Source organism: Pseudomonas paracarnis (genome assembly GCF_904063055.1).
GTDB classification, from domain to species: Bacteria; Pseudomonadota; Gammaproteobacteria; order Pseudomonadales; family Pseudomonadaceae; genus Aquipseudomonas; species Aquipseudomonas paracarnis.
This window is the reverse complement of record NZ_CAJFCN010000003.1, coordinates 109,368-122,659: the sequence shown is the minus strand read 5'-3', so window position 1 is coordinate 122,659 and position 13,292 is coordinate 109,368. Positions and strand designations below refer to the sequence as shown.

Sequence of the window (13,292 nt, the reverse complement as noted above, 5' to 3'; positions counted from 1 at the left end):
CGGCGCGGCAAACAGCCCACACCGAGAGCGGCCTCACGGGTGTTACTGAATGTTGGCGGAGGCTTTGCGAACCTGCTCTACCACCGATGGCGGCAGCGGGATGTAACCCATCGAGTCGGCGATTTTCTGCCCCTCGGTCAGGCTGTACTCAACCATTTCGCGCATGGCCTTGGCCTTGGCGGGGTTGCCGTTGTCCTTGCGGAAGATCATCCAGGTGTACGAGGTGATCGGGTAGGACTTGGCACCGTCCGGGTCCGGCAACCAGGCCACCAGGCTTTCCGGCATTTTCACAGCGGCCAGGGCCTCGGCGCCGCTTTCGGCGTTCGGCACCACGTACTGGCCGGCCTTGTTCTGCAACTGAGCGAAGTCAACCTTGGCCAGTTTGGCGAAGCCGTACTCGATGTAACCAATCGCGCCTGGGGTCTGGCGTACGGTGGCAGTCACACCATCGTTCTTGGGCGACTTGATGAATTTGTCGCTGGCCGGCCAGTTGACGGTGTTGCCCTCCCCCAGTGCCGTTTTGAATTCAGGGTTGATGGTCGCCAGGTGTTTGGTGAATACCGCCGTGGTGCCGCTGGAGTCTGCGCGCACCACCACGGTGATCGGCGTGTCGCCAAGCTTCAGGTCCGGGTTGGCGGCGACGATCTGTGGGTCGTTCCACTTGGTGATCTTGCCCAGGAAGATATTGGAGTAAACATCGCGTGGCAGCTTGAGGCCCTTGGGATTGCCCGGCAGGTTATAGGCCAGCACGATTTCACCGGCGGTCATTGGCAGCAGTTGCACGCCCTCGGCGACCTTGGCGATGTCTTCGTCTTTCATGGCCGAGTCACTGGCGGCGAAGTCGACGGTTTTATTCAGGAAGTCCTGCACACCTGCGCCGCTGCCCTTGGACTGGTAATCCACGGTGACGCCAGCGGTCTTCTTGCTGAAATCCTTGAACCAGGTGAGGTAGATCGGTGCAGGGAAGCTGGCGCCAGAGCCGGTGAGGCGCACGTTTTCGGCGGCGAAGGTCATGGAGGAGGCACACAGGGATACCGTAACGGCGAGTGCTGCGGACTTCATCAAGCTTTTCATTAAAAGGAACTCGTTGTGGTGACGGGCTCCCGAACTGTGAAGCAGGGTTGTTACATTTTTATGAAAATTGAATGGCGAGAGGGTGTTTTGTCCTGCTTTGCCGCCGCAGGCCTGAATTTTTAGGGCATTGGTTAGTAACAAAATAAGACTAAGAACCTGCACGCGCCGCTTTTTTGACGCCTTTTTTGGACAGCGTGAGGTGAGCTTGAAGACATACAGCTCACCTCGCCCTGTCACAATCGGGTTTAAACTTCAGAAGTGCCACTCAAGGTGGAACGTCGGCGCATGCGTATCGGTACCCGGTTTATTGATCGCGCCATACTTGTGTTTCCAGTACTCATAGCCCGGACCGACCAATAGGGTATTTTTGCGACCCCATGCCAGTTGCCCGACATCGACCATCAATGACGCGCGCACCAGGCTTTCCTCGGCCGTATCCTGCTTGAAGTAATCCTTGCCCTTCTCGGTCTTGTAGCTGGCAAAACCCTGGAATTTGAGGGGCACGCCGGCCACCTGGAACGGGATGCCCCAGACCATGTGCAACACATAGTACGGGTCGAACTGGATGTTTTCGGCCTGGCACGCATTCAACCCGCAGTGGTTCCATTCCATGGCATACAGCAGGCTGATATCCAGGTAACCGGGCACGTCGAACTTGAGCGTCGGACCGGCCACCAACATGCGCTTGCGGGTAGCGAACTCGGTGTTCTTGTAGTTGAGCTCAACTCCGCCGCTCAGGGCCACCTCCTTGACCGGACCAAAGGCCATCGACCGCTCGAACACCTGGCTGAGGAACAGTTGATGGCGGTACACCAGATAGGCCTCGGTCGCACCCGAATCGCTGTCTTTCTTTGGATCGTTACTGTCGGACTTGAGTACGTCCAGGTTGAAGAAATTGGAACCGGTCTCATTGCCGCTGGCATGGCCCAGTTGGTAGATCTCCTTCTGGACCTTGCCACGGATGCTGGGTTCGGTGAAGTCGGTACCGTAGCGAAAACCGATGAAGGTATCGCTCCAGTCCTTGGCCTGTGCCGGGCTTGAGATCAGACTCATTGCACCCGCGGTTATCAAAAGAGCCTTGCAATACGTTTTTTGTAATTGTTGTACGTACATGTTCAGGATTCCATCACGTCAAAGTTCCAGCCATCCCGGTTTCCAGGCATGCGCAAGCCTTGCCCGGACGACCACGAGGGCCGGGTTCAAGTTGCCAGGGGTGCTATGGCTTAGCGGACGTTAGCCATGGGTATGACGAGTGGATTGCCAGGCAATCATTTGCCAGCCGTTATTGCCCGCCTTCCACACGCTGATGTACCGCGAGTTGAGAACCATGGGTTCGCCACGGATCACCACGTCCATGTCGATCAGCCCGGTAACGACCACGCATTCCCCTACCCTGCGCATCTGCTCGTCACGGCTGGTGAAGCCGCGATAGCACCAGACGCCCTCTCGCATGCCCTGCAGGTAGCTGCTCTTGCTGTCGCTCTTGCCGTCCGAGTGGCTGTAGGTCAAGTCGCGGGTATAGATACTTTCCAGGAAGTCCATATCGCCCTCGACCATGGCCTGGCGGCGGCGCAATTCCAGGGTTTGGATCTGTTGTTCTACGCGTTGCTCTGACATCGTTTGATACTCCAGTGTTGATCTCAAACTTCAGGAATCCGTGGTTTTCAGCGCCCCTCCCGCGCGAGCGGGCACGTCTGACTCCACCTGGGGCATAAACAACAGCGTGACAGTGGCCAAGGCAAAAAAACCGGCGCACACCAACAGGCCCCACGCCAGGCTGTAGTGGGTGGCGATACCACTCAGCAGGAGCGGCGCAAAAGCCGCCAGGCCCCGGCCAAAGTTGAAGCAGAAGCCCGCGCCGAGAGTGCGTACCCGCGTGGGGTACAACGCACTGAAGTAGGAGGCAAACAAACTGGCAAAGGCATAGAAGAAGGCATAGATCGGCCCTAGCCAGAACAGAATGGCGTTATCGGTGGTGAGTGCATAAATCGATAACATCAGCGCGCTGCCGAGCAATGACAGGAGCGTGGCGTTGCGTTTACCGATGTGGTCAGCGATGAAGCCGAAGGCATTGATACCGATAAAGGCGCCGATGTTGAGGATCGCCATGAAGTTGGCCATCATCCCAATGTCCAGTCCGCGCTCCTTGATCAAGTAGGTGGGCAACCAAGTGCTCGCCCCCCAGAAGCCAATCACCGCAAAACTCGCCGCCAGGGTACCCAGCAGGGTCAGGCGCAGCAGTTCGGGGGAAAATATTTCGCGTATCGAGACATGCTTGTGCTGGCTGGGGCCGGCCATGTTGTGGATTTTCTGCGCGGTCCATTCCGGTGACTCAGGCACAAAGAAAAACAGATACGCCAGCGGGATCAAGGTGGAGATCCCCGCCACCATGAACAGGGTTTGCCAGTCTGGCAGGTAGCTGGCCGCCACCATTGCCGCGATGGCGGCGCCAATCGGGAATGAACTCAACACGAACCCGATCGCTCGTGCCCGTTGATGGGCAGGCCAGGTTTCCGTTACATAGGCTGAGACAATCCCCCACACCCCGCCCAAGCCCAGCCCGGACAGAAACCGCAGGAGCAGGAGCAAGCCCCAGTTGTGCGTGGTAGCGACCAGCGTGGTCAACACGCCGAACACGATCAACGAGATCAGCAGGGCTTTGCGTCGGCCGTAGTTGTCGCAATACCACCCCGTGGTAATGCCGCTCAAACCGATCCCCAGCAGGGTTGCCGAGGCGAGCATGCCAGCTTCATTGAACGTCAGGCCCAGGTCCTGGCGGATCACCGGGAGCGCAATGGTGAGTAGGATGATCTCCATGGCGTCAAACAGATACGCAAGGAAACCGCCGATAAGTACATGCCATTTGGATAGAGCTCGCATTGCAGGTTTTCCTTATTGTTGTTGTTTTGCCAGGCCGATCGACAGACGTGATGCATCGCAGCACGCTTGATCGGCCTGGAGGATTTACGGGTGCGGTCAGTCAGTTACAGCAGGGCGCAGGCCTCGTCGAAGCCCAGCCGCGGGTTACGGGCAAAGAGTTTTGCGGGGTCGCCATAGCCGAGGTTGCACAGGAAGTTCGTCTTGATCTTCATCCCGGCAAAGGCCTGCATGCCCTCGGTCCCTGGAGCAAAGAACGTCTGGTCGACCTGTGCGTGGTCAAACCCGGACATCGGCCCGCAGTCAAGGCCCAGAGCCCGGGCCGCGAGAATGAAGTAGCCGCCCTGCAGCGAACTGTTGCGAAACGCGGTGGACTCAAGCAAATCCGGCTGGTCGGCAAACCAGTCGCGTACTGTGGGGTTGTGCGCAAACAACCTGGGCAACTGCGTATGGAACTGCGTGTCGTAGCCAATGATTGCCGTCACCGGGGCGCCCAGGGTCTTCTCGACATTGCCGGCGCTCAGGGCTGGCAGCAAACGCTGCCGGGATTGGGCACTGCGTAAAAACACAATGCGCGCAGGGCAGCCGTTGGCGCTGGTCGGGCCCCAGCGCATCAGGTCGTAGAGTGCCTTGAGGGTTTGATCATCCACCGGTTTATCCAGCCAGCCGTTCTGGCTACGGGCCTGGCGAAACAACTTATCGAGCACCTGCTCGCTGATTACCTGACTCATGGCATCTGTCCTCAACTGCGTCGTTGACGGTCTGAAGTCGACCGGGGCAAGGTCTGTTCAGCGGCACACTCGCCGCCCAGAAAGAACTCCACCGACATCGGCGGGCCCCACTGGTAGAGGCTGGCGTCGCACGCCTGGGTGTAACCCGAGGGCGAGTCCTGGTTGAACAGGTCGCCATCGGTGAAGTGCTCGATAAGGTTGCCGGACGGGTCCCGCCAATAATCGAAGATCTGGCTGCCCAGCATGTGCCGGCCTACCCCCCAGAACGGCGACCAACCTTGCAGGGTCATCCACTCGTGGCCCAGGCACTGCGCGTCAAAATCCTGCACCTCGAAGGACACGTGATGGACGAAGTCCTTCGGTGCCTGGAACAAGGCGATGGTGTGATGGTCAGTCCAGGCGCTGCCACGGTTCAACCGCAGGAAGGCCGCGCTCGGGCGGTCCCGGTCAGGCTCCTGAACCACAAGGTCCGAAGGCAGCATGCCGAGCACTTGCTGGTACCAGGCCAGGTGCTGCGGCATGTCCTGCACGCCAATCGCCGCATGACCCAGGCGCAGGACTTGTGCCGCGCCCTTGCCGGGCCGCTGCACATCGCCAAAGCGTTGCTTGTGATGGGCCGAGTTGAGGGTCAACGCAGCACGCTGGGGCAGCGTGCCCACGGCTTCGATACCGTGGGCCAGCTCGATGCGCCGCCCCGAGGGATCATGCAAGGCGACGTACTGCCCTCCTCCGGGGCCTTCCAGCGGCCGGATCGCCGAGGCCCCCGGCAACCGGGTAGCCTGGTGCAAGTCATCGAGGCTTTCGACGGCGAACGCGATGGCGCCAAAGCTGGCTTCAACAGCCTTCTCGGCGATGTACACATAGGGCAGTGAGCAGGTACCGCGAAAATACAGGCGTTGCTCGGTACGGTGCATAACCACCAGGCCGAAATCGGTCAGGAAACGTTCGACCACTCCAAGGTCGGGATGACGGTAGAGCACATGGTTGATGTCTTTGATCTGCAGCACGGTAGTTGCTCCTGGGCATTCAATGGGCAGGACAACCGGTGGTCAAAACCAGGGCAGCCGGGATCGCTGCCCACCGTAGTGACGGTGGGTCGGTTGTGCTGCGCGCTCGAAAAAACTGAGGCGTGGACTCAGGCCGCTGAAGGCTCGTCGGCGATCAGGTTGCTCAAGGTGCCAAGGCCTTCGATCTCCACGGTGCAGAGGTCGCCAGGCTTCATGAACAGTGGCGGACGTCGCGCCCAGCCAATCCCTGCCGGGGTGCCGGTGACGATCACGTCACCGGGTTCCAGGGTCACCGCTTCACTGAGCACGGCGATCAGTTCGGCGACCCCAAAGATCATGTCGGCGGTATTGCCCTGCTGCACCACCGTGCCATTGAGGCGGGTCACCAGGTTGAGGCCGACTGCCCCCGCTGGCAGTTCGTCTGCACTGACGAAGGTCGGACCAAACGCGCCAGTGGCGTCGAAGTTCTTGCCAATGGTCCATTGCGGCGATTTGAACTGGTAATCGCGAACCGAGGCTTCATTGAAGATCGCGTAGCCCGCCACATGCTCCAGGGCCTGCGCGCGCGCGATATGCCGGCCCCCAGTGCCGATCACTACCGCCAGCTCTCCTTCGTAGTCCAGTTGTTCGGAGACACGCGGGCGCAGGATGGGTTCGCCATGGCCGACCAGGCTGGTGCTGAAACGCGGAAAAAAGGTCGGATAGGTCGGCTGTTCATAAGGGCTTTCCTTGGTGTGATCGGCGTAATTCAGGCCGACACACACAATCTTGCCCGGGCGCTCCAGCGGGGGCAGGTAACGCAGCTTCGATGGATCGAGCAAACGGGCGTCGCTCAAGCGCTGATGAGCCGCTTGCAGCGCGTTCGGACCGGCCTTGAGCAAGCTCTCCAGGGCACCCGGATAACCACTTTCCTGTTCGGTCAAACCTCGCAGCGCGCCTGCTTTTTCAATGGCCAGACCTTTGGTGGAGCCTTCCAAAAAGTGTACGAAACGCATGATCACTACCTCTGTTGTTGTTATAGTTCGGTACGGTACGTTACCGTACCCTTTTGTCGAAAATGCGCCCAAATAAATAACTCGTCAAGGGTCATCAAAGTGTTTTTACAAAAAACATTCCGGGGCAATCGCTTGATTCGTCCCTCTGCGCGGCTGGAAGGCTTGTGCAGAGCGGCGTAGGCTAGGAGAACTTTTGAATTGTTCTTTTCAGGAATAGCCGAGCCACATGCAAACCCCTACCCCGAGGCAAGCAGCAAAGCGTCAAAGTATTCTCCAGGCTGCGACTGATATGTTTCTCGCAGAAGGCTATTCAGGGGTCAGTGTTGACGGGATCATCGCCAACATTGGCGGCTCCAAACGCACGCTCTATGCCTACTTCGGCGGCAAGGAAGGGTTGTTCGCCGCGATTATCGAGCAACTGTGCGCAGAAAACGTCAGCCCGCTGACTCACATGACCCTCGCTCAGAAGCCTCTACAGGAGGCACTGACGACCATTGCACGGGTCTTTCTCGATGTGGTGCTGTCGCCTCGCACCCTGGCCCTGCATCGCCTAATCGTGTCCGAGGCCCTGCGCGCGCCGGAGGCTGCAAAGTCGTTCTTCGAGGCTGCCCCCGCCACGGCCTATAGCTGCCTGGCCGATTACTTTACCTGGGCCGAGGAAGCCGGGCTGGTCATGCCGGGCAACCCGCAGACCCGCGCGAAGATCTTCCTTGATGCGCTGACCGGCGACATGCAGTTGCGCTGCCTGCTCGGGCTTAGCTCATGCCCTGGAAAAGCCGCGCGCGAGCACCTGATCAGTGAGACCACAGCGATTTTCATCAACGGGTTGTCAACTGACAGGCACTAGAACCCATGAAGGTAACGTAGCGTCAATTGGGTGCCCTGCGCGCGGTTTTCAGCGCCACTTTCAAAATACAGATTGGCGAAGAATGTCTGGCTTCCCTGCTGGTACATCACCCCTGGCCCGATCCCTGTCACCTGTTCCCTGGAGTCACGCTGGCGATGCCCATCAATGCGGTCATCGCTGATCTGATTGAGTTGATAGCCTGCAACGCCGATACGCCACTTCTCGGCAACGGCATAAGAAACCGACAGGTTGCTATGAAACGCCTCTCCCGGCTGGATACTGCCGGCTTGCAGGACTGACGCCGGATCGTTATTGCGGCTTGACCACGCATAATTGAAACGACCACTGACCTCCAGGCGGTCAGTCAACTCCCAGGTGAACACGTAATGGGGGTTGAACACCCAGACATTGCTCCCGGTATTGAGGCTCGAATCCTTGTTATAGGAACCCGTCGGCAAGGAGAACACGAAATTCAAGCGCTGCCAGTACGGGCGGCCGAAGAACGACACCGGGGCCCACTGCAACAGAAACGGACTGACGATCATGTCACCCTGGCGAGTCCGTCGTCCCTTGGGGCCCTGATCGATCTCTATCTCCAGGTTCACCAGTGGCAATAGCACTTCGGCGCCATAGTTCGCTCCCAGCAGAGTCTTGTCGCTGAAGTAAGCCAGGTGCGGCAGTACCGTGGTGCTGTGCACCTGCTGCCGCCCCGGCAACGCATGTCCATGGGCATCGTAGGCCGAGTTGCTGCGGTAATACTGCACCGGTAACTCGAACAACGCACCGGGGCCGGCGACCCCATCCATGAAACTGGCATTGCCCAGGGCCAGAGGTGGCAGGCTGATGCTGTCAGCCTCGCTCGTGGCGCAGGCCAGTGCCGAGCTGATGCCCAGCACCCGAATCCATTGGGTTTGACTCATACAACACCTTCATTGAATAACGACTAGAAAACACTGAATGGGTAATCGACAATCACCCGGTACTCATCGGCGTTTGAATTGCCACGGGTGTTGCCCGGTGCGGTATACCCCTGTGCCGAACGGTGTGCGGCCCAGCGCAAGGTGATATTCAAGCCTTTGGCCTTGCCGTCTGGCACGGCATAGCGCAGGGCAACGTCCCGCTCCCAATGGTGTGCATCTTTGCCGGCGGCGTTATAGATGTAGCCGTAGCCCGTGCTATTGGGATCGACCCGGGTCAGGTCCGCTTCACCGCGAGTGTATGAAGTGCTGAGCTGGAAATCCGGCGCGTTGATAAACGCCAGGCTGGTCTGGTATTGAATCTTCCAGGACTTTTCGCCAGGTGCATTGAAGTCTGCGTATTGCTGGGAGTTGCCCAGGTAAAGGAAGGTCCGGTCGTCCTGGACCATGTAGTCGAACGGCGTGTCGCCGTCCACCTTCTGCAGCCCCAGGGTCAGGCTCTGGCCTGCGCCGGACAGCGTCAGGCCACCGCTATAAGTGTTGTTGTCGATATGGCCCAACTGGCGCTGGCCCTGATCGCGGGTTTTGAAGTAACGCAGGTACGGTGTCAGCGTAAGCCCAGGCGTCAGCTTGAATGGCTGGCTGACCCCGGCGTAGTACTGGTTCCAGATATCACTCAATTGGCCGCCATACAGGGTCACTGTTATTGCGCCGGGCACCGCGTAGACGCCGCCCAGCCAACTCATGGACGCGCTTTCACGATCAGCGGCCACCCCAGCCTTGTTGCCGGTGCCGTAACTGGTGGTCAAGTGGCTTTGGCCGCTCTGGTTGCGCTGGCGTGTTGAGTCGATCCAGCCAGTGTCCAGTGTCAGGTGTTCCAGGCTGTAGTTCTTGAGCGTGACACCACGAAATGTCTGGGGAAAGACTCGGCTGACGCCACTGGCGATCAGCGGGTTTTCTAGGTACTGATCACCTGCCTGCATCAGGCTGTCAAACCCGCGCAACTTGAGCGCCGCGCCCGCAGCCGAGAAGTCAGACTCCGACGCGCCTTTTGAGTCCAGCGGCAGCAAGCCGGCCCCGCCGCTGCCCCCTCCTCCATCCAGCTTGAGCCCATAAAAACCATGCACGTCGAGCCCGACACCAATGGGTGTGTCGGTGTATCCCGAACGAAAGGACAAGTACACGCCCTGCACCCATTCGCGCTGGTCACGCCTGGACGGTGTGTTGTGATTATCGCGGCCCAGGTAGTAATTGCGCAGCAAGCCGTTAAGAGACGAGCCGCTGACAAATCCCGGCGTGACCGACAGCTCAGCCTTTTGGCGCTCATTGATACCGGTGCTGAGGTTATCTCTCTGGTCCATGGAGTTATCGGCATAGGCCCCTGTCGCCGACAACGAGACAGTCAGCGAGATTGAGACCCTTATAAGCCGGCGCAATGACACACTCATCAGCGTTGCTCCTGTTGTTCAAGCACCGTCACCGTCGCCGTAGTGCCTGCGCGCAAGCGGTCCTTGGCGGCATAGGCAGGATCGATCCTGATTCTTACGGGGACCCGCTGGGCCAGCTTGACCCAGGTGTAGCTGGGGTTGATGTTGGCCAGCAAGCGACTGCCAGGCGCGTTCTCCCGGTCGGTGATGGCGAAGGCGATGCTCTGCACGGTTCCGCTAAAGGTCTCGCCGCTCATCAACTGGATCCGCACTGGGTTACCTTGTGCGATACGCGGTAACTTGGTTTCCTCAAAGTAGCCACTGACATAAAACGAATCGCTGTCCACCAACGCCAGCAAGGCACCGCCGGCACTGGCGTAATCGCCTTGGCGGGTCAGCAGGTTGGTCACATAACCACTGACGGGTGCCACCACCCGGGTGCGCTGCAGGTCGAGTTCGGCCTGGGTCAAGGCAGCCTTTGCCAGCTGCACATTGGCTTGGGCCAGCCCCAGGTTGGCCTGGTTGCTGAGCAACTGCGCCTGAGCGATAGCCACGTCGGTATTGGACTTCTCCCACTCCTCACCGGAGATGGCGAACCCTTGTTTGAGGCTACGCCGGCGCCGCTCTTCACTTTGGCGCTGTTTGAGCTGCGCCTGGCTGGCAATAATTGCAGCCTCCGACTGGCCCATTGCGGCCTGGGCCACTTCAACAGAGCGTCGTGCGTGCTCGACTGCCAGGGCATAGCGCGCCGGGTCGATTTGCAGTAGCAGGTCCCCTTTGCTCACATGCTGGTTATCCTGAACCCGCAAACTGGCGATCAGCCCGGAGACGTCCGCCGACAAGGTCACCACATCAGCGCGCACCCTGGCATCGCGAGTCCAGGGTGAACGGGTGTAGTGCTCCCAGGCGAACCAGCCCAGGACCAGCGCCAGCAAGACAACCGCCAGGGTAATCAGTTGGGCGATGTATTTTTTCAAGGTGACGAGGCTCCCATTACTAGAATCACAACAGCACACACGCAGACATAGAGCGCGCCTTCGAACAGCGCCTCATGCCACACAAACCGCAGCACGCCCAGCCGACGCAAGGACCAGCCCAGCACCATGAAAATCGGCAGCGCCAGCAACAAAGCCTGCGCAATGGGCGGCAGGTAGACGCCACCTACCTCAAAATCAATGTGCAAGAGACGGCACTCCTTTTTCATCGAGCTCAAGAAATTCGCGGTAGCGCTCAATAAACGAGGCAACGATCAGCAGTGCCACGCGAATGCGAAACACCGACCAGAGCTGTTCATGCCCGGACGAAAGCTCAGCGGCATGCAGTTGGTCCAGGTCATCGCCCAGGTGCCGCAATGCATCGGTCAATGCCTGCCAGTCGACGGTGGGCCTTCCCGCCACATAACGGCCTGACTGGTCCAGAACCGACTGCAAACGGGCCTGGGTTTGCGCCGTCAGCAATGTATTGTTCTGCCCTTGTTGCTTGAGCTGGTTCAACGCCACGCCCAGGGCCATGCAGGCCAGAGTGACCTCGAACAGCGCATGGGCTCGCGGGTCTTTGGTCGCGGGCAACAAACCCAGCATCATGGTCAGGCGATCCATCATCCGGCTTTCAAAGGCGAACTGCTGCTGATCCGTCGCTGAGGTCTTGAGCAATACGTAGACCTGCTCCCGGCTCTCATCGAACAGACGGTGAATGCGCCGGGCCGGATTGAATGGAAACACCCAGGAGTACACCAGTAACGACAAGGTGCAAGCTCCGATATAGGCACCGGCAAATTCGAACCACTGACTCGCGGTGTTTTGCCAGGCCCCGATATTCTGCGGGCCCACCATCAGGAAGGTCGAAAGCCCCAGGCCCATGCCTATCCCCGCAGTCAGTGGGCTGGCCAGGCCCACAGCAATCACATAGAGCAACGGCGCCAGAATCAACAGCAGCATTTCGACGTCGCCAATGGCGGGCACCAGCATGAACTGATAGACCGCTGAAATCACCAGCGACAGGCCAAACCCACGTGCGTAGTTCTGGCTTGCCGCCAAGGGCCGTGGAAAGGTCGCCATCAATGAGCACAGAATTCCCACCAGGATCATCCCTGCCCGGGCGCCATCCCAAGCCGTTTCGATCCAGATCAATCCACACACAAGCAAGGCAATAAACGCACGGGCAGCGTTCATTCCCGCCAAGCGCCAGTCCAGGTACAGCGGATTACTTCGGCTCTGGCGGTGCAGGCAGTTGGCCGGACGGCCCTCCTGAATGGCATCACTCAGTTGCAGGATCTCTTCCAGTTGTTGCAACAGCCTGGCCTGCTCCCAACGCAAGGCCCACGCCAGCGCGCGTAACGTACCTGTTATGGGCTCATCACGTTGCTCAACCTTATTGGCCTGCTGGTCAAAGCGCTGCTGCAACACGCTAAAGCGCTGGCGCGCCTGCGTCGATAATGAACGCCCCGCCACTGCCAACTCATCCAGGAACGCGAGTTCGTCAGCGCGCAGCTGTTGAATGTCTTCGGGAAGCTCACCTTGCCAACGCTCATCGATCAGCGTGCGTTGACGACGCAGCACTGTCAGACGTGAAGTCAGCAATACCAATTGATTACCCAGCAGTTGCACCAGGCCGTTGGCACTGCGCAACCGTGGCGCATCGAAATACAAATGCCGGCGCAGGCCTTCCAGTGCGTTGATTTCTCCGAGTAACTGCATCTGGCGCTTACGGAAATCGGCCTCGCTCTCCTCGGTACGAATCACCGCCGCCGCATGGGCCGCCATCAATTTCAGGACTTGATCTACTTTGGCAAAGTACCCCCGGGCGACCGCTTCCGGGCGCGCCGTCAACAGGCTGACCACGCCGACACAGGCAACCGCCAACAGCGTCTCAGTGAGTCGGGTGATCGCCAGCATCAAGGTATTATCCTGCTCCGGTACAGCAAGCAGCCCAACGACGACCGCCGTGAACCCGCTGAGCACAAAGGCGTGGGAACTGGTGTAGCGCAGCAACGTGCCACCCGCCGTGCAGAACGCCAGCCACAGCGACAAGGTAACAATGAATGGGACCGGTGCCTGGGGGAAAACGCCCATGATCAGCACCGCCACTGCCGCGCCGACCAGGGTGCCGATAATCTGTGAAAAACTACGCTGCAACGCCATGCCACCCAAGGGTTGGCTGACGATAATCACCGCCATCACTGACCATTTTGGCTGGTCTAGGTCGAAGATGAAGGCCAGGTACAAGGTCAACAATCCAGCTGCAACGGTGCGCAACGCAAATAGCAGCGCGCCCATACCTGGATTGAACACCACTTTGAAATAGTTGATCAGGGGCTGCATAAACGGCTCAAGCGGGCTGCCAAGGCCTGCGGACCGAGACACAACCTTTGGTCAAAAGCTGCGCCCAATTCATAACAGGTCGTTAGCTGGAAACCGG

The 13,292-nt window shown here is 59.1% G+C and carries 13 protein-coding genes; 1 reads left to right on the top strand and 12 read right to left on the bottom strand.

Annotated features, from left to right (window positions below):
• Positions 1 to 42: 42 nt before the first annotated feature.
• The 7 genes from pstS to JMV15_RS07835 all read right to left on the bottom strand — a co-directional run bounded on the left by pstS (position 43) and on the right by JMV15_RS07835 (position 6,684).
• Positions 43 to 1,074 (bottom strand): phosphate ABC transporter substrate-binding protein PstS, encoded by a 1,032-nt coding sequence (gene pstS / locus JMV15_RS07865; protein WP_020302728.1) that lies wholly within the window; start codon positions 1,072 to 1,074, stop codon positions 43 to 45.
• Between the two features lie 252 nt (positions 1,075 to 1,326).
• Positions 1,327 to 2,127, bottom strand: coding sequence for a hypothetical protein (locus JMV15_RS07860; protein WP_019817113.1), 801 nt, complete (start codon positions 2,125 to 2,127; stop codon positions 1,327 to 1,329).
• 180 nt (positions 2,128 to 2,307) lie between these two features.
• The gene (locus tag JMV15_RS07855; RefSeq protein WP_201491332.1) at positions 2,308 to 2,691 is read right to left on the bottom strand and encodes a nuclear transport factor 2 family protein; all 384 of its coding nucleotides are present in this window, start codon (positions 2,689 to 2,691) and stop codon (positions 2,308 to 2,310) included.
• 30 nt (positions 2,692 to 2,721) lie between these two features.
• Positions 2,722 to 3,954 (bottom strand): MFS transporter, encoded by a 1,233-nt coding sequence (locus tag JMV15_RS07850; protein WP_014718566.1) that lies wholly within the window; start codon positions 3,952 to 3,954, stop codon positions 2,722 to 2,724.
• Between the two features lie 104 nt (positions 3,955 to 4,058).
• Positions 4,059 to 4,682 carry a malonic semialdehyde reductase gene (locus tag JMV15_RS07845; RefSeq protein WP_014718567.1) on the bottom strand — a complete coding sequence of 208 codons (624 nt, stop codon included), beginning with the start codon at positions 4,680 to 4,682 and terminating at the stop codon, positions 4,059 to 4,061.
• An 11-nt stretch (positions 4,683 to 4,693) separates the two neighbouring features.
• A complete protein-coding gene (locus tag JMV15_RS07840) occupies positions 4,694 to 5,689 on the bottom strand; it encodes a VOC family protein (protein ID WP_003191528.1) in 996 nt (331 codons plus the stop codon).
• 128 nt (positions 5,690 to 5,817) lie between these two features.
• The gene (locus JMV15_RS07835) at positions 5,818 to 6,684 is read right to left on the bottom strand and encodes a fumarylacetoacetate hydrolase family protein (RefSeq protein WP_057711360.1); all 867 of its coding nucleotides are present in this window, start codon (positions 6,682 to 6,684) and stop codon (positions 5,818 to 5,820) included.
• A gap of 226 nt (positions 6,685 to 6,910) precedes the next feature.
• On the opposite strand from JMV15_RS07835, the gene JMV15_RS07830 reads away from it, so the two are divergent.
• A complete protein-coding gene (locus tag JMV15_RS07830) occupies positions 6,911 to 7,531 on the top strand; it encodes a TetR/AcrR family transcriptional regulator (RefSeq protein WP_014718568.1) in 621 nt (206 codons plus the stop codon).
• Here JMV15_RS07830 and JMV15_RS07825 read toward each other — a convergent pair.
• From JMV15_RS07825 to JMV15_RS07805, 5 genes are read right to left on the bottom strand one after another with little or no spacing between them, the layout of a single operon-like run.
• Entirely contained in the window at positions 7,528 to 8,451 is a 924-nt protein-coding gene (locus JMV15_RS07825) for a SphA family protein (protein WP_003191531.1), read from the bottom strand. The genes JMV15_RS07830 and JMV15_RS07825 overlap by 4 nt on opposite strands.
• A 23-nt stretch (positions 8,452 to 8,474) precedes the next feature.
• Positions 8,475 to 9,896, bottom strand: coding sequence for an OprD family outer membrane porin (locus JMV15_RS07820; RefSeq protein WP_014718570.1), 1,422 nt, complete (start codon positions 9,894 to 9,896; stop codon positions 8,475 to 8,477).
• A complete protein-coding gene (locus JMV15_RS07815; protein WP_003191534.1) occupies positions 9,896 to 10,852 on the bottom strand; it encodes an HlyD family efflux transporter periplasmic adaptor subunit in 957 nt (318 codons plus the stop codon). Before JMV15_RS07815 ends, JMV15_RS07820 begins: the two co-directional genes overlap by 1 nt.
• Entirely contained in the window at positions 10,849 to 11,058 is a 210-nt protein-coding gene (locus JMV15_RS07810; protein WP_003191536.1) for a DUF1656 domain-containing protein, read from the bottom strand. The genes JMV15_RS07815 and JMV15_RS07810 overlap by 4 nt, the downstream gene beginning before the upstream one ends.
• Positions 11,048 to 13,195, bottom strand: coding sequence for an FUSC family protein (locus tag JMV15_RS07805; protein WP_003191540.1), 2,148 nt, complete (start codon positions 13,193 to 13,195; stop codon positions 11,048 to 11,050). The genes JMV15_RS07810 and JMV15_RS07805 overlap by 11 nt, the downstream gene beginning before the upstream one ends.
• Positions 13,196 to 13,292 lie beyond the last annotated feature (97 nt).

Bases quoted from the DNA above. Each gene is read 5' to 3' on its own strand.
- pstS (WP_020302728.1), bottom strand. From the start codon at position 1,074: ATGAAAAGCTTGATGAAGTCCGCAGCACTCGCCGTTACGGTATCCCTG.
- JMV15_RS07860 (WP_019817113.1), bottom strand. From the start codon at position 2,127: ATGAGTCTGATCTCAAGCCCGGCACAGGCCAAGGACTGGAGCGATACC.
- JMV15_RS07855 (WP_201491332.1), bottom strand. From the start codon at position 2,691: ATGTCAGAGCAACGCGTAGAACAACAGATCCAAACCCTGGAATTGCGC.
- JMV15_RS07850 (WP_014718566.1), bottom strand. From the start codon at position 3,954: ATGCGAGCTCTATCCAAATGGCATGTACTTATCGGCGGTTTCCTTGCG.
- JMV15_RS07845 (WP_014718567.1), bottom strand. From the start codon at position 4,682: ATGAGTCAGGTAATCAGCGAGCAGGTGCTCGATAAGTTGTTTCGCCAG.
- JMV15_RS07835 (WP_057711360.1), bottom strand. From the start codon at position 6,684: ATGCGTTTCGTACACTTTTTGGAAGGCTCCACCAAAGGTCTGGCCATT.
- JMV15_RS07830 (WP_014718568.1), top strand. From the start codon at position 6,911: ATGCAAACCCCTACCCCGAGGCAAGCAGCAAAGCGTCAAAGTATTCTC.
- JMV15_RS07825 (WP_003191531.1), bottom strand. From the start codon at position 8,451: ATGAGTCAAACCCAATGGATTCGGGTGCTGGGCATCAGCTCGGCACTG.
- JMV15_RS07820 (WP_014718570.1), bottom strand. From the start codon at position 9,896: ATGAGTGTGTCATTGCGCCGGCTTATAAGGGTCTCAATCTCGCTGACT.
- JMV15_RS07805 (WP_003191540.1), bottom strand. From the start codon at position 13,195: ATGCAGCCCCTGATCAACTATTTCAAAGTGGTGTTCAATCCAGGTATG.